Source organism: Aquirufa sp. Wall-65K1 (assembly GCF_054558475.1).
This window is the reverse complement of record NZ_JBPXKD010000002.1, coordinates 41901-61254: the sequence shown is the minus strand read 5'-3', so window position 1 is coordinate 61254 and position 19354 is coordinate 41901. Positions and strand designations below refer to the sequence as shown.

General features: G+C 38.9%; 16 protein-coding genes. 10 read left to right on the top strand and 6 right to left on the bottom strand.

The features are described from left to right. The first annotated feature begins 34 nt into the window (after positions 1-34). From ACST15_RS03600 to ftsZ, 4 genes are all read left to right on the top strand, one after another. Positions 35-1573: a YifB family Mg chelatase-like AAA ATPase gene (locus ACST15_RS03600; RefSeq protein WP_459453280.1), complete on the top strand. Its 1539-nt coding sequence runs from the start codon at positions 35-37 to the stop codon at positions 1571-1573. A 27-nt stretch (positions 1574-1600) separates the two neighbouring features. Next, entirely contained in the window at positions 1601-2614 is a 1014-nt protein-coding gene (locus tag ACST15_RS03595; protein ID WP_459453279.1) for a hypothetical protein, read from the top strand. Positions 2615-2716: 102 nt separating this feature from the next. Further along, entirely contained in the window at positions 2717-4207 is a 1491-nt protein-coding gene (locus tag ACST15_RS03590) for a M20/M25/M40 family metallo-hydrolase (protein WP_459453278.1), read from the top strand. A 54-nt stretch (positions 4208-4261) separates the two neighbouring features. Continuing rightward, complete coding sequence (gene ftsZ, locus ACST15_RS03585) at positions 4262-5560, top strand: cell division protein FtsZ (RefSeq protein ID WP_459453277.1); 1299 nt, start codon at positions 4262-4264, stop codon at positions 5558-5560. Here ftsZ and ACST15_RS03580 read toward each other — a convergent pair. Then, the gene (locus ACST15_RS03580; RefSeq protein WP_459453276.1) at positions 5547-6305 is read right to left on the bottom strand and encodes a copper homeostasis protein CutC; all 759 of its coding nucleotides are present in this window, start codon (positions 6303-6305) and stop codon (positions 5547-5549) included. The two genes, ftsZ and ACST15_RS03580, sit on opposite strands and share 14 nt — an antisense overlap. A gap of 179 nt (positions 6306-6484) precedes the next feature. Here ACST15_RS03580 and ACST15_RS03575 point away from each other — a divergent pair, with 179 nt between their 5' ends. Beyond that, on the top strand, positions 6485-6706 hold the full coding sequence (locus tag ACST15_RS03575; RefSeq protein WP_109324052.1) for a DUF2795 domain-containing protein: 222 nt from the start codon (positions 6485-6487) through the stop codon (positions 6704-6706). Here ACST15_RS03575 and ACST15_RS03570 read toward each other — a convergent pair. Next, positions 6703-8286, bottom strand: coding sequence for a glycerol-3-phosphate dehydrogenase/oxidase (locus tag ACST15_RS03570; RefSeq protein WP_459453275.1), 1584 nt, complete (start codon positions 8284-8286; stop codon positions 6703-6705). The two genes, ACST15_RS03575 and ACST15_RS03570, sit on opposite strands and share 4 nt — an antisense overlap. Before the next feature lie 190 nt (positions 8287-8476). Between ACST15_RS03570 and ACST15_RS03565 the strand changes: the two genes are divergently transcribed. The 4 genes from ACST15_RS03565 (at position 8477) to serS (ending at position 12327) form a co-directional block, all read left to right on the top strand. After that, positions 8477-9154, top strand: a complete 678-nt coding sequence (locus ACST15_RS03565; protein ID WP_459453274.1) for a tetratricopeptide repeat protein — start codon at positions 8477-8479, stop codon at positions 9152-9154. 72 nt (positions 9155-9226) lie between these two features. Then, positions 9227-9703 carry a 6,7-dimethyl-8-ribityllumazine synthase gene (gene ribH / locus ACST15_RS03560; protein ID WP_459453273.1) on the top strand — a complete coding sequence of 159 codons (477 nt, stop codon included), beginning with the start codon at positions 9227-9229 and terminating at the stop codon, positions 9701-9703. Positions 9704-9722: 19 nt separating this feature from the next. Next, positions 9723-11045, top strand: a complete 1323-nt coding sequence (locus ACST15_RS03555; protein ID WP_459453272.1) for an aspartate kinase — start codon at positions 9723-9725, stop codon at positions 11043-11045. A 10-nt stretch (positions 11046-11055) separates the two neighbouring features. Next, on the top strand, positions 11056-12327 hold the full coding sequence (gene serS / locus ACST15_RS03550; RefSeq protein WP_459453271.1) for a serine--tRNA ligase: 1272 nt from the start codon (positions 11056-11058) through the stop codon (positions 12325-12327). Here serS and ACST15_RS03545 read toward each other — a convergent pair. Together ACST15_RS03545 and ACST15_RS03540 are read right to left on the bottom strand one after the other, a co-directional pair. Beyond that, positions 12320-13027, bottom strand: coding sequence for a response regulator transcription factor (locus ACST15_RS03545; RefSeq protein WP_459453270.1), 708 nt, complete (start codon positions 13025-13027; stop codon positions 12320-12322). The two genes, serS and ACST15_RS03545, sit on opposite strands and share 8 nt — an antisense overlap. An 11-nt stretch (positions 13028-13038) precedes the next feature. Next, complete coding sequence (locus ACST15_RS03540) at positions 13039-14934, bottom strand: sensor histidine kinase (protein WP_459453269.1); 1896 nt, start codon at positions 14932-14934, stop codon at positions 13039-13041. Positions 14935-15071: 137 nt separating this feature from the next. On the opposite strand from ACST15_RS03540, the gene ACST15_RS03535 reads away from it, so the two are divergent. Next, the gene (locus tag ACST15_RS03535; protein WP_459453268.1) at positions 15072-15878 is read left to right on the top strand and encodes a T9SS type A sorting domain-containing protein; all 807 of its coding nucleotides are present in this window, start codon (positions 15072-15074) and stop codon (positions 15876-15878) included. A gap of 242 nt (positions 15879-16120) precedes the next feature. Here ACST15_RS03535 and ACST15_RS03530 read toward each other — a convergent pair whose 3' ends face one another. Together ACST15_RS03530 and ruvB are read right to left on the bottom strand one after the other, a co-directional pair. Further along, positions 16121-18220 carry a prolyl oligopeptidase family serine peptidase gene (locus ACST15_RS03530; protein ID WP_459453643.1) on the bottom strand — a complete coding sequence of 700 codons (2100 nt, stop codon included), beginning with the start codon at positions 18218-18220 and terminating at the stop codon, positions 16121-16123. A gap of 8 nt (positions 18221-18228) precedes the next feature. Next, positions 18229-19254, bottom strand: a complete 1026-nt coding sequence (ruvB, locus tag ACST15_RS03525) for a Holliday junction branch migration DNA helicase RuvB (RefSeq protein ID WP_459453267.1) — start codon at positions 19252-19254, stop codon at positions 18229-18231. Positions 19255-19354: the final 100 nt, after the last annotated feature.

The following is a 19354-nucleotide window of genomic DNA, read 5'->3' as shown; positions in this document are numbered from 1 at the left end:
TTACTTTTCCCATTAATTTTCCTAACAAAAAACGATGTTAGCTAAAACGTATGGGTGCGCTGTATTTGGGGTATCTGCCAACCTCATTACCATAGAAACACATGTAGGACAAGGAAGTAAATGCTATTTGGTAGGTCTTCCTGATTCAACCATCAAAGAATCGATTCAGCGGGTAGAATCTGCATTGAAAAACACAGGATTTTTTTTCCCAAGGAGAAAGGTCATCATTAATTTAGCCCCTGCTGATATCCGCAAGGAGGGCTCTGCCTATGATTTGCCTATCGCTCTCTCTATTTTAGTGGCATCAGAGCAAGTGGAATTAAAAGGATTGGAAGAATACGTCATCATGGGCGAATTAGCACTAGATGGAACCATTAGGCCAATCAAAGGTGCACTACCCATTGCCTTAGAAGCTAAAAGCAGAGGCATCACTAAACTTATTTTACCGGAGGAAAATGCCATTGAAGCCGCTATGGTTGAAGGCATTGAAGTATTTGGATTAAGCCACTTGAGGGAAACAGTTCAATTCCTTCGAAATAAAATTAAGCTCGCTCCTACCCAAGTAGACGTGCAAGCTTTATTTAGCCAATCGCCCGATTTATTTGATATTGATTTTTCTCAGGTTCAAGGTCAAGAGGGGGTAAAAAGGGCCTTTGAAATTGCAGCAGCTGGGGGCCATAACCTCATCATGATTGGTCCTCCTGGAGCTGGTAAAACCATGTTAGCCAAAAGACTTCCAACAATCCTCCCTCCTTTTTCATTACCTGAGGCCCTAGAAGTCACCAAAATACATTCAGTAGCAGGAAAATTAATGGGAAAGCATTCATTACTAACTCATCGACCTTTCAGAAGTCCACACCATACGATTTCCAATGCGGCCTTGGTGGGTGGGGGTTCATTTCCTCAACCAGGAGAAATTTCATTAGCCCATCATGGCGTGTTGTTTCTGGATGAACTTCCTGAATTTAATCGAAATGCTTTGGAGGTAATGCGCCAGCCCTTAGAAGATCGAAAAGTCTTTATCTCTCGAGCCAAATGGTCATTGGAATTCCCAGCCAATTTTATGCTGGTCGCTAGTATGAATCCTTGTCCATGTGGCTATTACAATCATCCAAATAAAGATTGTGTTTGCGGGCCAGGTCAAGTGCAACGCTATTTAAATCGAATTTCGGGTCCTTTACTCGATCGGATCGACATGCACATTGAAATAGTACCGGTGCAATTTGAAGAAATGAGTACAGGACGTGCCGCGGAGCCCAGTGAGCATGTTCGAAAAAGAGTTATAGAAGCTAGAAAAATTCAACAAAATCGATTTATCCCATTTCCGAAAATACATTCGAATGCCATGATGACAAGTTCGCAAGTCAATGAATATTGCCAACTGGATGAATCATCGCAGCAATTGCTGTCTGTAGCAATGGATAAATTACAACTTTCAGCTAGGGCCTTTGATAAAATAAGAAAAGTAGCTCGAACAATCGCTGATTTGGCTATGTCTGAGCAAATTAAAACGGAACACATCGCCGAGGCAATTACCTACCGAAATTTAGATAGAGAAAATTGGGCGGGATAATGTATTTTTGAAGAAAAATATTCCAATATGCGCCTGTCCTTTTTGATACTTTTCGCTTGTTTGAGCATTTCAGCCCCTACTTGGGCACAGAAAATTGATCAGAATAAGTCTTTCCGACCGATTATTCCTATGGAGGAAATTTTCAAAAAGGCAGAAAAGGAAAATAAACCCATCTTTTTTGAAGCTTTTTTACCTTCATGCTCGCATTGCATTGCCTACGATAAAACCTTAGGTCAGCCTGCCATCAAGACATATTTGGATTTGAATTTTCATGCCTATCAATTGGATTTAAGCAAACGAGAAAATAATGCCTTTTTACGTTCTCGAAAAATCTTTATTCCATCTACTCCTTCTTTTATTGTCTTTTCTCCCCAAGGAAAAGTATGGAACATTGAACCAGTTGGAGAAGCCACCAATTCGGTGAATGGTATTATTCAATTATTGGATGCTGCCAAAAATCCTTTAAAAAACCAATCTCAATTGTTGGAGCGCTACTTAGCAGGCGAAAGAAATAAAGAAAACATGATTTCCGCCGCCTATTTCACTCGCTTGAGTTTAGATACCATGAAAAATGTGGGATTAGTGAATGACTTGGTTAAAATGATAAAACCTGAGGAATTTGAAAGCCAAACTAGCTTTCTATTGATCCAAAAGGTCATGATGGATGAAGAAAATGCCTTGTTCCAACATTTCATTACCCACATTAAAAACTATGAAAGTAAATATGACAGTATGGAGGTCAAGCAGACGGCCGAAAATACCATCATGACAAGCTTATACAGTAGTAGGGCAAGGTCTTTTAGCCCCGAAAGACTACAAAAATTAAAGAGTGGTTTACAAGCTATTGGATTAAAACCGCAGCAAATTGCGGCACGTTTTATCTACCTCGAGGTTTTGATTGATTTGGATAAAAAATTAGTCGAGCAGGCAGTAACTAGAGTAAAAAACTTTTACGGAGGTAAGGCCATTCCTGAGAAAGAAAAAGAGTTTTGGTGTAAACTGTTAAAAAAGCCAGGAAGCACGGAATGCTTACTTCCTTAAATCCACTCAAAATACATAAAAACCTAAGGAGTTGAATTGTTATTTTGCTCAAAAAAAAGTAAATTTCTGAATCGTAAACTCTCATCCTATTTAAACTAATCCATGAAGAGAAGTATATTATCCATATTGGTCTTTATTTTCTTAATTACTTCATTTGGTTTCAGTCCATCATTGGGTGGAGAGGAAAGTTTAGAGTCGGTTTTTAAACGAATCAAAGATGAAGTAGATCAAAACTCTTTGGCATATTCCTCTTTGGGCACGGCATGTAAAACTGTGGGGCATCGACTTACAGGAAGTGAAAAAGGGAAAAAGGCTGAAGAATTCGCCTTTAATCTTTTTAAAAAATACGGATTTCGTGATACCAAATTTCAAGGATTTCAAGTGGAGGCCTGGGCTAGAGATACAGTAACTCTTTCCATTGCCCCTCCCAAATCCGATGATTTCAGAGAGGTCCCTGTTGTTTCATTGGCTATGACTCCTGTGGAAGCCAATATAACAGGGGCTATGGTGGATATGGGAAATGGACTTGACCTTGATTTTGAAGCAAAAAAAGAACAAATCAAAGGCAAAGTAGCAGTCATGAATATTGGTTTAGTAGACCCTAAGCCAGGACAAAAAAACCTTCATCGTTCAGAAAAAACAGCTTTGGCTATCCAATATGGGGCCATTGGGGTCATTTTTGTAAATACCGTTAAAGGTCAAATTTTATTAACAGGAACCGCCTCCGTTACTGGAAATTTAATATCCATTCCGGCAGTTTGTGTAAGTTGGGAAAGCGGTATGGAAATTCGTAAATGGATGCAAGAGCAACCTGGTTTATTGAGTTTAATTGAAATGCATAATGTAAGTAAACCTATCAAAGCGCGGAATGTAGTAGCTACTTTGAAAGGAGATAATAAAAAATTTCGTAAGGAAAAAATCATTATTGGAGGCCACTTAGATTCTTGGGATTTATCTACGGGGGCTATTGACAATGGAATTGGTTCCTTTTCAGTCATTGATATCGCTAGAACCTTTAAAGCCTTGGGCCTAAAGAGTAAAAGAACCATTGAATTTGTCGCCTTTATGGGGGAAGAAGAGGGTTTGCTAGGTTCAAAAGCCTACATTGAACGTGCAAAAAAATCAGGTGAAATCGATGAAATAGTTTACATGATCAATTTGGACATGACTAATAATGTCTCTGGTTTCAATGCAGGTGGAAGGGATGAATTACTTAGCTTGTTGAAAGATATTGGTAATAAAATCAAGTCGATTGACCCTGCATTTGGCAATGAGATTAGCAATAGTGCTGGACTACATTCAGACCATCAATCTTTTTTAATGGAAGGTATCCCTGCCAGCGCGCCTATAGGACGTTTGGAAAAACGAGTATTGGATTGTTACCATGCAAATTGCGATTCCTTTGATTTGGTCAACAAAAAAGAATTAGAAAATACCGTAAAATATACAGCGATGTTGTTGTACGGATTGGCAAATGCGAATACTATACCAGCCAAAAGGCTAGACTTTTACTCTACGCGAGATTTCTTCATCAAACAAAACCTAAGAAGAGATTTAGAATTGGGTAATGAGTGGCGCTGGGGTAAAGATTAAGCAAGCCATTTTTATTTCAATTATTAGATTATTCCCTAAAAGCAAAGTAACCTTATGAATAACCAGAACCCTTCCTTTTTCGACCATAAAATGGAAATTGTTCCTGAATCATCTTTCAAATCCATCATCAAAGTTATTGGTATTGGTGGCGGTGGCTCCAATGCGGTTCGCCACATGGACAACATGAAGATCAAAGGAGCGGATTTGATTATTTGCAATACAGATTCTCAAGCATTAGCTTCCAACCCAGTTAAGACCAAAATCAAATTGGGTGAACAAGGCTTAGGAGCAGGAACTGATCCTGAGGTTGGAAAATTAGCTGCCCTAGATAGTATTGAGAAGATCAATGCGGTATTAACCAATGGTACAGAAATGCTTTTCATTACTGCAGGTATGGGAGGAGGTACAGGAACTGGTGCAGCCCCAGTAGTAGCTGAAATTGCAAGAAAGCGAGGTTTATTGACGGTTGCTGTCGTAACTGCACCTTATGCTTGGGAAGGCCGAGAGAAAATTCAATATGCACTAACAGGAATTCAAGAATTAAAAACCTATTGCGATACCGTTCTGGTAGTTATGAACGACAAGCTGGCTCAAATATATGAGAAACTAGCTGTGAAGGATGCCTTTGCAAAAGCAGATGACGTATTAGCCAAAGCCGTTAAGAGTGTGGTTGATGTCATTGCAAAACCCGGCGATATTAATACGGACTTCATGGATGTGAAAAAAGTATTGAAAAATGCGGGACAAGCTATGATGAGCTCCGCTTTAGGAAAAGGTGAAGATCGTGCATTCCAGGCCATCGCTGAAGCTTTGGAATCTCCCTTATTAAATTCACAAGAAATTAAAGGGGCTAAACGTATTTTGGTTACGGTATCAACAAGTTCTGAGCATGCTTTAGTCATGAGTGAACAAAATATCATCATTGAATACCTCAATGCTCGCATCAATGATCAAGCCGACATGGTGAAATTTGGTTTTTCAACCGATGATGATTTAGGTGAAGATCTATATTTAACGGTAATTGCAGCAGGATTTGAACATGAGCAAAATGCCTTGGATGATTTCTTGTTCAGTGATACCAGACATTATGGAACTGCCAATAAACCTGCTTCTTTGACCTCCGGGGCAACTGTAGAATTTGATGAGTTTGGAACTACTAGTTCGGCTCCCACCGAAAGCGAAGAAGTCCGATTCCAAAAGATGGTTGACCATTATAAAAAGGGTGGACCAGATGAAAGTGATTTCGCCATCCCTACCTACCAGAGAAATCAAATTCCACTGTATGATTTAAGCCGTATTCCACAAGATGAGTGGATTGAAACTCTCCTTTATATGAGGATTAACAATTTCTGATTTTTTGAACGGCTTCTCGAATGATTTCTTCGCTGGAGTAGGCTACCTCAAATTCTGAAATTTCGGCCACACCACCCATGGAAATACCCGGTCTTCGATAAATCATATCGGATTCTCGGGTTGTACGGGCACTTAGGTGGATGGCATCTACCCCAGCATCTACCAATTGTAGGCAATTTTGTGGATTCACTCCGCTTCCTGCCATAATTTGAATGCGTCCTTGAGCCGCTTCCACCATGGTAACGATGGCCTCAATTCCTTCCATGGCTTTGTTTTTTTGGCCTGAGGTCAAAATACGGTCAAAACCCAAAGCAATTAAAGCCTCCATAACTTCCAATGGCTCTCTGGATACATCTATGGCTCGGTGACAAGTTAGTTCTGCAGATTCTCCTACGATGTATTTTATTTCTTTTAAAAAGTCAATATCAAGATCCCCTTTAGGAGTTAATGCACCAATAACCATGCCATGTACCCCTAAAGTCAGGTATTGTTCAATCTCCGCTAACATGGTTTTTTTTTCATAGGAATCATAGCAGAAATCCCCTCCTCGAGCTCGCACCATCACATGAATTCCCAAAGCAGTTTGCGATAAGGCCTCTGAAACAAGACCCGCAGATGGGCTCGTTCCTCCTTCCCAAGGAGAGGCACATAATTCAACTCTATCGGCACCTGCTCGATCGGCTGCCAAACAAGAAAATAAGGAGTAACTACAAACTTCAACTGAGAGTGCACGGGATTTTGACATAAAAAATAGGGCTCTATAAGCATTAAAACCAGTTTATTTTTATTTATTCAAAATTTAAAAAATAAATCTTTCATAAATATTTTTTTATTTTACTTTTGCAGTCCGATAAATCTTTGATTCTTAAGAATCTAAAAGAGAATAAGGGAAAATTTGAATCTTTAAGAATTAAAATTAAACATATGTACTGGACACTAGAACTTGCCTCCTATTTAGAAGATGCACCATGGCCTGCTTCAAAAGATGAATTAATTGACTACGCAATTCGTACAGGATCTCCCCTAGAAGTAGTAGAGAACTTGCAAGAATTAGAAGACGATGGACAACCTTTTGAGAGCATCGAAGAGATTTGGCCGGACTACCCTACCAAAGATGACTTCTTCTTCAATGAGGACGAATATTAATGAAAGGAGGCGAAAGCCTCTTTTTTTATGTCCTTTATCAATTGCCCCTTGGCTTGATCTCTCAAACTAATCCCCCAACGGCGATATAAAATATCCTCCCAACATTCCGCCATTTCGTAGTTCTTCAAATAATTCAGCTCACCTTGCAAATAGGGCAAATCTTTATGAATTAATTCCAATCCTTCTTTTTCTTTTTCACAATACTCCAGCACCTTGATGGCATGAAATCCATAAACCTCTCGAAGGTGAGTAGCAGTCATTTCATTGATTTTCAAAGAATTGATTCGTTGTTGCCAAGTCCCTTCATCCATTTTTTCACCTCCGAATAATACGTAATCTTTGGTCTTACAGACTTTCTTGGAGCGGTGAAGTACTTCTTCCTCTACAACGTCCATGGTATCTTGGGCCATCACTCGGTAGGTAGTCCATTTACCACCCATAATACTTACCAATTTACTTCTTTGATCCACTTCTACTTCATGATCTCGCACCAATGATTTGGTGTCCGATTGCATGGCATCGGATAAACCAACTTGCAATAAAGGTCTTTGTCCAACAAAGCCCGAACTTATGTCTTGCTTAGTCGCCTTATTAAGGGCAAAACGATTAAAATAATCGAGCAAATATTCCTCTTCTTGCGCCTGAATAGCAGGATCTTCTTGCAAGTCATCGGGTTCGTCCGTTGTACCAACTAGTACATAATCCCTCCATGGAATAATGAATACCACCCGACCATCATCTGTTTTAGGAATCAATAATGCAGTATCTCCCGACCAAAAAGCTTTAGGTAAAACTATGTGGGCTCCCCGAGAAACCTTCATTCTTGGTTTCAGTTTAAGGTTAGCCAAATGACGAATATGATCGGTAAAAGGTCCCGTGGCATTCACTACCACTTTACAAGAAACCTCATGCTCCTCTCCCGAAATTAAATCTTTAAAATGTACCTTTTTAATTTTTAGACTTTTAGGACTTAAACCAAAATGGCTTAGTTCACAATAATTTAATATAGCTGCACCCTCTTTTTCAGCCGATTGAACTATGGCCAAAGCATAACGAGCGTCATTGAGCTGGCCATCATAATAAAGTATACCTCCAGACATCCCTTTCACCTGAAGATTAGGCACCAGTTGCTCCATTTGTTGCTTACCAAGACCCTGGCTATTTTTCAAATTGGTCACACCAGAAATACGATCATATAACCACATGCCAATTCCATAGTAAATGCGATCCCACCAAGAATAGCATGGAGTCAATAAGGCAAGAGGATGTGCCAAATGAGGGGCGTTTTGTAGCATCACTTTTCTTTCATGTAATGCCTTATAAACCATTTTAAATTGTTGCCAATCTAAATTGCGGACAGCTTGTTCTAAATAGCGGACTCCCCCATGAACCAATTTGGTTGATTTGGAAGAAGTTTGACCAGCAAAATCACCCTTTTCAATCAATAATACTTTATAGCCCCGCAATACGGCATCCAAGGCCACCCCTGCACCCGTTGCTCCACCCCCTATGATACAAATATCATATTCAGACTCATTGGCTTTAATTTTTTGAAATTGATCTATTCTGGAAAATGCCATGTACTAAATTTATGCTTGAAAAATCCGCAATCCGACGAATTTACTAAAGATTCAGGAAAATAAAACCGAAAAGATTCCATTAATATTGATATAAATGAAAGAGATTTTATAATTTTGCAAACCTTTCATGGGCCTATACCCATTTGAATGAAAGGGCAATACAATTAGACTCCTGAAATAAGGACGTAATATGGCAAAGAAAGAAACTAAAGAAACGATTGAAATTATTGAAAGCCCAGAGGCATTACAACAAGAGTTGAGCAAGGTCACTGGATTTTTTGAAAAAAATAAAACCTCAGTATTAGGATTAGGTGCCATTATCGTGGCCCTAGTGGTAGGAACTTTAGGTTACAAGTGGTACACCCAGACACAAGATGAGGAAGGTGAGAAGAAATTATTCAAAGCGGTTTATGCCTTTGAAGCTGATTCTTTATCCAAAGTCACGAAAGATTTAGCCAAGATTTCTGACGAATTTGGAGGAAATACTCAAAATTTAGCGGATTTATACCAAGGAATTGCCTTATTGAAACAAGGTAAATTTGACCAATCCATTGAAAAGTTGAAAAACTTTAGCAGTGGAGATTTATTGGTACAAGCCAGAGCCTATTCCTTAATCGGGGATGCTTATGTAGAAAAGAAATCGTATGCAGAAGCCATTGATTATTATAAAAAAGCAGCTGATTATAAGCCTAATAAATTCTTTACTCCTACTTATCTGTTAAAATTAGCTACGGCCTATGAAGCTAATAAACAAGGAAAAGAGGCTTTAGCTGCTTATACAGATATCACGGAAAAATTCCCTGAGTCGGCAGAAGCTGTACCTGCTAAGAAATATAAAGCTCAATTAGAAAGCTCTATCTCTGAATAATTAGATAAATTTTTATATCAGGAAGGGATAAGAGCAGCAGCTTTTATCCCTTATTGTTTTAACCCATTCAAGATGTCTTCCCAACATAAAAATTTAAGTGATTTTTCTACAGAAAGTCTACCTGACATTCAACAAAAGCAATTCGCCGTGGTCGTGTCGGAATGGAATACGGAAGTAACGGAAGCATTGTACCAGGGCTGCGTAGACACCTTATTAGCCCATGGGGCTCAAGAGGAATTCATCCATCGAGTTCAAGTACCTGGCAGTTTCGAATTAAGTTTAGGGGCTCAAAAATTGGCTCAAAAACCAGAAATTGATGCTGTCATTTGTTTAGGTTGTGTCATTCAAGGTGAGACTCGTCATTTTGATTTTATCTGCGATGCCGTAGCCAAAGGAATTACGGATGTAAGTTTAAAATATGATAAACCTGTGATTTTTGGGGTTTTAACACCCAATAGCCAGGAACAAGCGATGGATCGAGCAGGAGGAAAACATGGAAACAAAGGCGATGAAGCGGCCATAACTGCCATTAAAATGCTAGCTATATAAACCCATAATACAACACCATATGCAAGTTTGGAAATTTGGAGGTACCTCCGTTGGAAAACCAGAAAGAATGAAGTCGATCCGTCAACTTATCACGGAAGATGGAAAAGCCAAAATCGTGGTATTATCTGCACTTTCAGGAAGTACTAATTCCTTATTATCTATATCAGAATCTTTATTAGCTGGTCAAATTACGGAAGCTCAAAGCAAGGCAAAAGCATTGCGTGATCATTATGATGTTTTTTTATCAGAATTATATCAAACAGAGCAAGGCTTAGCCAAAGGGAAAGTCATTGTCGAAAAAGAGTTTGCTTTTATTGATCAATTAATTGCAACCAAACCCTATGGCACCAAGCAGGAAAAGGAAATGGTCGCCTTAGGTGAATTATTGTCCACACAAATATTTGAGGCATACTTACAAGAAGAGGGGGTGAACTCCCTATTACTTCCTGCTTTGGATTTTATGGTGATTGATGCCGATAATGAGCCAATCTTAAAGAAAATTGAAGAGAATTTAGGAGCTATTTTGGCCAAAGAACCTAATAAGCAAATTTATATTACGCAAGGTTTTATCTGCCGTAATCCCCAAGGAGAAGTGGATAACTTGAAACGTGGTGGGTCGGATTATACAGCTTCATTGATTGGAGGAGCCATTGCTGCGGAGGAGGTTCAAATTTGGACGGATATTGATGGAATGCATAACAATGATCCGCGTATCGTGAAGAACACCTTCCCAATCAGAGAATTATCCTTTGCCGAAGCAGCAGAATTAGCCTATTTCGGGGCCAAAATTCTACATCCAAGCACCATTACACCTGCCAAATTAAAAGGAGTACCGGTTCGTTTAAAAAATACGATGGAGCCAAGCGCCTATGGTACATTGATTTCTGAAAAATCTACGGATGTTGAAATTAAGGCCATTGCTGCCAAGGATAATATTACCGCTATTTACATTCACTCAACCCGGATGTTGAATGCCTATGGTTTCTTGAAACGCGTATTTGAAGTGTTTGAAAAATATAAAACTCCTGTGGATATGATTACCACTTCGGAGGTTTCTGTATCGGTAACCATAGACCAAACTACCCATTTAGATTCCATCATGAGTGAGTTGAGGGAATTTGCCGAATTGGAAGATCCCGATAAAGACCAAGTGATTATTTGTATTGTAGGAAATTTCTGGGCAGACAAAGAAGGTATTGCAATCAAAGTATTAAATGCCATGAAAAACATTCCAATTAGGATGATTTCTTATGGAGCTTCTGAGCACAATATCTCCCTTTTGGTAGATGCCAAACATAAAAATGAGTCTTTAAATGCCTTAAACGAAGGTTTATTCTTCTAAAATCAATCCTATGCTAACGCTAGCTTTTATCCGTGCTAATACTGAAGTAACCATTCAAGGTTTACAGAAAAAACGTTTTTTTGAAGCTGAAAAGGTTGTTGAGCAATTGATTTCCTTAGATGACAAACGTAAAACATTATTACAACAGGCAGAGCAAGCTTTAGAAAAATCCAATGCCGCCGCCAAGGAAATTGGCGCTTTAATGAAAAATGGACAAGCTGATTTGGCTGAATCCAAAAAAGCAGAGACGGCTGCGCTAAAGGCTAGTATCAAAGAATTAGGTGAGGCTGCCAAAAGTGCCGAGCAAGAAGTATATGAATTACTTGTCACCTTACCAAACCTTCCCCATCATTCTGTGCCGCAAGGAAAAACAGCAGAGGATAATGAAGTGGTTTTCAGCTGGGGCAACATCCCTTCTTTAGGGGAAGCAGCTCAGCCGCATTGGGATTTGATTAAGCAATATGACATCATTGATTTTGAATTAGGAAACAAAATCACAGGAGCAGGTTTTCCTGTATATAAAGGTAAAGGGGCGCGCTTACAACGAGCTTTGATTAATTTCTTTTTAGATGAGGCAATCAAAGCCGGCTATTACGAAATTCAACCTCCTATTTTGATAAATGAGGATTCCGGTTTTGGTACAGGTCAATTACCCGATAAAGAGGGTCAAATGTATGTGACCAAAGAAGAGGGCCTTTATTTAATCCCAACTGCAGAAGTTCCTATTACCAATTTGTATCGCGATGTGATTGTGAATGAGAAAGAACTACCCATCAAAAATGTCGGTCATACACCTTGTTTCCGCCGTGAGGCTGGATCATGGGGTGCCCATGTGCGTGGTTTAAATCGTTTACATCAATTTGATAAAATTGAGATTGTACAAATTCATAAACCGGAGACTTCTTATCAGGCCTTGGAGGAAATGTCTCAGCATGTTCAAGGCTTATTACAAAAAATGGAATTACCATATCGAGTATTATGTCTTTGTGGTGGCGATATGGGTTTTGCTTCGGCTTTGACTTATGATATGGAAGTATGGTCTGCGGCTCAAGGACGTTGGTTAGAGGTTAGTTCTGTCTCTAATTTTGAAACTTTTCAAGCAAACCGCTTAAAATTACGTACCAAAGTAGATGGTAAGTCTATCTTATGCCATACTTTAAATGGCTCTGCTTTGGCACTCCCTCGCATAGTAGCAGCTATTTTGGAAAATAACCAAGGTCCCAATGGCATAAAGATTCCTGCCGTTTTAGTTCCTTATTGTGGTTTTGAATACATTAACTAAGACCTTCCACACTTAATCGAAAACCTTCGCCGTGCAGATTAATCAGCTGTACGCGAGGGTCTTCTTTCAACATTTTACGAAGTTTGGTCATGTAAACATCCATGCTTCGAGCGTTAAAATAAGTATCATCTCCCCAAATCAATTTCAAGGCATAACTTCTACTGACTGGCCTTCCCAAATTTTCACACAGCAATTTCATCAGGTCATTTTCTTTGGGAGTGAACTTTTGTTCAGTTTGACCCAAAACTATTTTCATTTTTTGAGGAAAATAAACAAAATCGCCAAGATTGACCTCCTCGGCTAAACTTGGCACCGACTTCCCAGAGTGCGTTCTTCTTAAAACCGCTTCAATTCGAGCAACCAATACATCCATGGAAAATGGTTTAGTCAAATAATCATCTGCCCCCACTTTAAAACCTTGAAGGGTATCTTCTTCCATGGATTTGGCAGTAAGAAAAATTATAGGGACATCCAAGTGAGTAGCCCTAATATCCTTAGCTAAAGAAAACCCATCTTTTTTAGGCATCATGACATCTAGTAAACAAATATCAAATGCCTCTTTGACAAACTTATCCAATGCTTCATCTCCATTTTGAGCCCATTGAACTTCATAACCCTTCTTTTTTAAGAATTCTGACAATAACAATCCTAGATTAGGATCATCTTCAGCTAATAAAATGGATGGTCGACTATTTTCCATATTAAATGAAATTAAGTTGTTGGATGAAATGGTAAGCTTATTTCAAAAGTACTTCCAATTTGAGGTAAACTAGAAACCTGAACGGTACCGCCGTGAGCTTCCACAATTTTTTTCACATAACTCAATCCTAGGCCAAAGCCTTTAACATTGTGAATATTTCCTGTAGGAACCCGATAAAATGGTTCAAATACAGAACCTAATACCTCTTTAGCCATACCAATACCTTGGTCAGAAATACGGATGCTTAGGAAACTTGGACTAGAGTTGGTACTTATCGTGATCTCTGGTTTCTCTTTGCTGTATTTAATCGCATTGTCTAAAAGATTAAAGAGCACATTTGAAATATGAACCTCATCTACTTCTATCTGAGCCTGAGAGGCGTCTAATAATAAATTCAAATTTCCTCCTTGAGACTGAATCAATGGACCATTTATCTCGGCCACTTGTTGAATTAAGGTATGTAAATTGATTTCCTTTTTCTTCAAAACAATCGTCTCTTTTTCCATTTGGGCCGTTTGTAAGACTCTTTCTACTTGTCTACCTAAACGAATATTTTCTTCCTTGATAATACCTACATAACGACTAATAGATTCACTTTTTAAACCCGTAGATTCCTCTTGAATTAATTGAGCCGCTAAGGAAATCGTAGAAATGGGCGTTTTGAATTCATGCGTCATGTTATTGATGAAATCATTTTTCACTTCGGCTAATTTCTTTTGTTTCAAAATGGTAGTAACAGCTATGTAAAAACAGCCCAACATGATGAGTAAAAGTAAAGCTGAGCCTAAAAAACTAAAGCCCATCGCTTTCCAAACTAAAGCCTCCTGATTAGGGAAATAAATTTGCAAATATTGACCACTCGGTCTAAGGTCATTGGGGAATAAAGGAGTTATAAATGAGGCAGTTTGAGCCCTTGGGGTTTTCATTAAACCAGCAGAGGTATAGACCCATTGTTTCGATTTACTGGAATCTTTAGGCCCAATCCCAAACACATAGGGCATAGAAATCCCCTTTTCTGCTAATTCTTGCTTAATTAAGCTGTCGATATGTTTGGTCGAGACACGCTGGGTTATAGGCCTTTCTTTGAAAAGGAAATCAGCAAATACTTCCTTGGCCATCTCCGTCTTTTTTAACACTTTTTGAAGTTCCGCTTTCTCTTCTTTCAATTTTTCAGCGTCAATGGTAAGTGCATTTATCTTCTGCGTTTTTTGTTGATCTTCTTTATGTAATTGTGCCAAAAACTTAGGTCGCATTCGATTCAAATCAGCTATACGTTTAGCTTCTCGAGCTTTCGAACGATTTAATTCTTTAATTCTGTTGAGCTCTTGTAAAACCCGAGGTTTCACTGCTCCCATCATGTCATTGAGTTGCTTCTCTTCTCGCAAGCGACGATTGATCCCTTTTAAATCGGCATTAATTTGGTATTCTTCTGTCACCTCAGCAATTTGCCCATTAGGTAGCATAAAGGATTTTCTAACATACAGGATATCATTAGGCATTTCATTTTGTTGGAACTTTTTGAAAGCCTGAAGTTCTCCTGGATTAAATTTAAATTCATGCGAGATTTCCTCTGTAATCAATTCCATGGCATCATGTTGCGCCAACATAGGATCTTTAGCTTGCGGAGGACGTGGTGGTAGAGGAATGGCTTTAGAAGCTAGCTTCTTCTCAAGTGCAGCTATCTCCTTTTGCTGATTTTCATATTCTCTTTGTTTTTGTGATAAAACGTAGAGTTCTTGTTTTTCCAACTTACGAACCACTTTTTCCATTCCATCACGAATGTCGGCCGCTAATTGTTCTGTTTTGGTTTCCAACATAAAACCAAGCCAATAAGACTGAAAGGAAATTAAGCCAATCAATGCCAAAGTCATTAAGCCAATAATGAGTCGTATTTTCTTTTGGGACATATCTTTTCAAACCATTGAATAACAAAATTAAACGATTTATTGTACCAATTTCCTATTGAACAGCCACTTAACATTCTTTAACAGTCAAGTTTTGAATGCTTTATCTAAGTTTGTGCCATCACAAAAATTAAACTGGTATGAAAACATTCATTTTATCGGCCCTTTTAGGAACGATGGGAACCTTTGCCTTGGCACAAGACGCGCCAAAATCGGAGTCTACAATTAAGGTTGTTGTAGAAGAAAATGGAAAACAGAAAGTCATAGAGAGGACATTCTCTAATCCAGACTTGGCTGAAGCTGGCATGAAGCACTTGAACGACTCATTAAACAAAGAAATGGGGAAATCAGATGGCAAAACAAAAATCATCACCATGAATATTCGAAAAGGAGGGGGAAACAGAATGCACTTGGATGGAATGGGACCTATTACACCATTGGATAGAAGGGCTATGGCACGAGTTGAAAAACGCATGAGGAAATTCAAGGATGAGCTAGAAGATAAGCAGGTACGTATTTTTAGACATGGGCCAGACAACATGGAAATACATGTTGAAAAATTACCTGGTGAAAAGAATTTCAAATTTGATTTTGATGAAAATGGTCCTGAGTTACGAGGCTTAAGAAGGCTTCAAGAAGAGGGTTTTCCAATGGGTGGAGGTAATATCGCTTGGGGAAAGGAATCTAGTACCATTAAGGGGCTATTCGCTAACCCGAATCATCCATTTAACGGGAAAATAAATATTCGCTTTCAAGCTCCAGAAAAAGGTACTGTCAACATTAATGTAAGAGACGTAAATGGCAAAGAAGTTGGATCAGAAACTGTAAAAGATTTCCAAGGCCGGTATTTAGGTCAAGTTGATTTGAAAAAAGCTAATCCTGGTGTCTATTTCGTTCAAGTCACTCAAGGAAATGACGGAGCTGTCATCCGAGTAAAAATAGATTAATATTCAATTCGCCTAGTAGAAATAATCCAAATTCTCAACGCTGTCAAGGTTTTAAACCTTGACAGCGTTAGGCAAATCTAGCCATTAATTCCTCCTTGAATTCACTAAAATATTGATAATTTTTCCTGATAATCAACAAACTGATTTAATTAGTAGAATATCAAGGAACAGTTTAAAATTACAGTTAAAAAGTCTGAATTTTACCAACGCTGTCAAGGTTTAAAACCTTGACAGCGTTCATGTTATTTTCCCATATTGTATAGCACAAAGGCATACGAATCCGCCGTAAGTTCGATCAATTTTGCCGTATTTGATGAACCATGTCCACTATTGGTATCGATTCGAATAATCATCGGTTTTGATGAGGTATTTTTCTCTTGCAAAGTTGCAGCATACTTAAATGAATGAGCTGGCACTACCCGATCATCGTGATCTGAAGTAAAGACCATGGTTGCTGGATAATTCATCTCTTTGATATTATGTAATGGAGAATAGGCATAAAGCGCCTTGAATTCTTCCGGATTATCACTACTACCATAATCAGCTACCCAGTTCCAACCAATGGTGAACTTCTGGAAGCGCAGCATATCCATAACACCTACTCCCGGAAGAGCAGCTGCAAATAAATCTGGTCTTTGGTTAATAACTGCACCAACTAATAAACCCCCATTGGAACGGCCAGATGCTGCCAAATAAGCAGGAGAAGTGTATTTCTCACGAATTAAAAATTCCGCGCCAGCTATAAAATCATCAAACACATTTTGTTTCTTCAATTTCATTCCTGCTTCGTGCCACGTTTCCCCATACTCACTACCACCACGTAAATTAGCAACCACATAAATTCCTCCCTTTTCTAACCAAGGGATTAAACTCGCTGAGAAAGCAGGGCTGGAACTAATATTAAATCCGCCATAACCATACAAAATGGTTGGATTTTTACCAGTTAATTCAATTCCTTTTTTACTCACAATAAACATCGGAACTTGAGTGCCATCTTTTGATGGATAGAATTTTTGAACGACGGAATAATCCGACGGATCAAAAGATAGACTTGGTTTACGGAACAGGGTAGACTTATTTTCCGCGATATCATATCGGTAAATCGTTGGAGGAAAATTAAAAGAAGAATAGGTATAAAAAGTAAATTTATCCTCCTTTTCGCCACCAAATCCTCCCGCATTTCCAAGACCAGGTAAGGTAACTGAACCGCGTGGTGCCCCTTGGTAATCATAAATCAACACACGAGAGCTAACATCTTTAGAATAATTCAAAAACAAGCGTTTACCAACAGTATTCACATCTTGTAACGGCTCTGGCTTTTCTGCCACAATGGTCCTCCAATTTCCCTTGGCTGGATTAGTCGGATCAACACGCACAAGTTTCTTATTAGGTGCTCCCTCATTGGTTTCCAAAATCAAGATATCACCATCATTATCCACCACACTGAAATCGTATTTTCCAGGCTCGGCCACTACTGGCTTAAATTTCGTCTCCCTTTTTGAAGCATCTAAAACCCAAAGCGCATTTCCATCCAAACCTTTGCCTCGATCCGAAATCGTTAAAAATGCAAAACGCTCATCATCCGAGGTACTCACCGTGTGGAAGCGTTGTGGATTTTTCGCATCTTCATATATCAATTGATCCTGAGATTGAGACGTCCCCACCTTATGAAACCATACCTGGTGGTTCTCGTTTTTTGTACTTAATTCCTTTCCTTTACCAGGTTCTGGATACCGCGAATAATAAAACCCATCTCCCTTCCAAGCTACTCCACTCACTTTCACCCAACTCAATTCATCAGGCAGATTTTTGCCCGTCTCCATATCACGTACATAAAAGGTTTGCCAGTCACTACCACTCAAGCTTAAACCTACGCAAGCATATTTTCCTGATTTATTCAAGGAAAATACGGTCAAACGAGTAGTTCCGTCTTTGGATAAGCTGTTTGGGTCAATAACTTGCTCAGGTTTTCCTTGAAGGCCTTTTTGACGATAAAGAACGGATTGATTCTGTAAACCTGAATTTTTATAAAAATAAAACCAATCTCCCTTGCGAAATGGAGCTGAAATTTTTTCATAATTACTAAGCGCCTCAATACGATTTTTGAATTCCTCCCTTAACGGAATTTGGTTTAAATAACCAAAACTTACCTCATTTTGAGCCTTCACCCAAGCTTTTGTTTCTTCACTATTATCGTCTTCAAGCCAGCGATATGGATCCGCAACTTGGGTTCCATGGTAATTATCGATGTGATCGATTTTTTTTGTTTTGGGGTATTTCATTTGGGCAAAAGTAGACACTGAAATTAGTGTCATTACTGCAATTAAGTTTGTTGTTGACATCATGTAATTTAAAATAGAGATCCTGTCTCGGATCTAGGTGCAATCCCCACGTGGCGGTAGGCTTTCTCGGTAGCCTCCCTTCCTCGGGACGTTCTTTTCAAAAATCCTTCCTGAATTAAAAATGGCTCATATACCTCTTCAATGGTCTCAGCCTCTTCTCCACAAGCCGTAGCAATCGTCGTTAAACCCACAGGGCCTCCCTTAAATTTTTCAATGATCGTTAGCAAAATGCGATTATCCATTTCATCTAAACCATTCATATCCACATCCAAAGCCTCTAAGGCGAATTTTGCAATCTCCACATCAATGCTCCCTGTCCCTTTGATTTGAGCAAAATCACGCGTACGTCTAAGTAAATTATTGGCAATACGCGGAGTTCCCCTACTTCTTCTAGCTATTTCAAATGCCCCGCTTTCATCAATGGGCATATTTAAAATGGTTGCCGAGCGTTTTACAATGGTGGTCAATAATTGAGCATCATAATATTCCAATCTCGCATTTATTCCAAACCTTGCGCGCAAAGGCGAAGTAAGCAAACCAGCTCGGGTGGTAGCCCCAATCAAGGTAAAAGGATTCAAACCAATCTGAATACTGCGTGCATTAGGGCCTGAATCCAACATAATATCAATTTTATAATCCTCCATGGCGGAATACAAATACTCCTCCACAATGGGGTTCAGGCGATGAATCTCATCAATAAATAAAACATCATAGGGCTGTAAATTCGTAAGCAAGCCCGCTAAATCAGATGGCTTGTCTAAAACAGGTCCTGAAGAAATTTTCAAAGTTGAGCCTAATTCATTCGCAATGATATGAGAGAGCGTGGTCTTACCCAAACCTGGAGGACCATGCAATAATACGTGATCCAGCGCCTCCTCTCTTGCTTTGGCAGCGCCAACAAATATTTTTAAGTTCTCAACGATCTTCCCTTGACCCGTGAAATCAAAGAAACTCAAAGGCCGTAATGCCTTATCAATTTCCTTTTCCTGCTGAGGTAATGACTCAGAATCTCCCTTCAAATAGTCTTCACGCATAAAACTTGAAAATTTATATTGTTAATCAAAGATAATTTTATGCCCGCAATAAATGAGCATTTGGGTCAAAATTAAATTCGAGAAATAAAATCTAGCTTCA

Coding starts and splice junctions, on each gene's coding strand:
- ACST15_RS03600 (WP_459453280.1), top strand. CDS start 35: ATGTTAGCTAAAACGTATGGGTGCGCTGTATTTGGGGTATCTGCCAAC.
- ACST15_RS03595 (WP_459453279.1), top strand. CDS start 1,601: ATGCGCCTGTCCTTTTTGATACTTTTCGCTTGTTTGAGCATTTCAGCC.
- ACST15_RS03590 (WP_459453278.1), top strand. CDS start 2,717: ATGAAGAGAAGTATATTATCCATATTGGTCTTTATTTTCTTAATTACT.
- ftsZ (WP_459453277.1), top strand. CDS start 4,262: ATGAATAACCAGAACCCTTCCTTTTTCGACCATAAAATGGAAATTGTT.
- ACST15_RS03580 (WP_459453276.1), bottom strand. CDS start 6,305: ATGTCAAAATCCCGTGCACTCTCAGTTGAAGTTTGTAGTTACTCCTTA.
- ACST15_RS03575 (WP_109324052.1), top strand. CDS start 6,485: ATGTACTGGACACTAGAACTTGCCTCCTATTTAGAAGATGCACCATGG.
- ACST15_RS03570 (WP_459453275.1), bottom strand. CDS start 8,286: ATGGCATTTTCCAGAATAGATCAATTTCAAAAAATTAAAGCCAATGAG.
- ACST15_RS03565 (WP_459453274.1), top strand. CDS start 8,477: ATGGCAAAGAAAGAAACTAAAGAAACGATTGAAATTATTGAAAGCCCA.
- ribH (WP_459453273.1), top strand. CDS start 9,227: ATGTCTTCCCAACATAAAAATTTAAGTGATTTTTCTACAGAAAGTCTA.
- ACST15_RS03555 (WP_459453272.1), top strand. CDS start 9,723: ATGCAAGTTTGGAAATTTGGAGGTACCTCCGTTGGAAAACCAGAAAGA.
- serS (WP_459453271.1), top strand. CDS start 11,056: ATGCTAACGCTAGCTTTTATCCGTGCTAATACTGAAGTAACCATTCAA.
- ACST15_RS03545 (WP_459453270.1), bottom strand. CDS start 13,027: ATGGAAAATAGTCGACCATCCATTTTATTAGCTGAAGATGATCCTAAT.
- ACST15_RS03540 (WP_459453269.1), bottom strand. CDS start 14,934: ATGTCCCAAAAGAAAATACGACTCATTATTGGCTTAATGACTTTGGCA.
- ACST15_RS03535 (WP_459453268.1), top strand. CDS start 15,072: ATGAAAACATTCATTTTATCGGCCCTTTTAGGAACGATGGGAACCTTT.
- ACST15_RS03530 (WP_459453643.1), bottom strand. CDS start 18,220: ATGTCAACAACAAACTTAATTGCAGTAATGACACTAATTTCAGTGTCT.
- ruvB (WP_459453267.1), bottom strand. CDS start 19,254: ATGCGTGAAGACTATTTGAAGGGAGATTCTGAGTCATTACCTCAGCAG.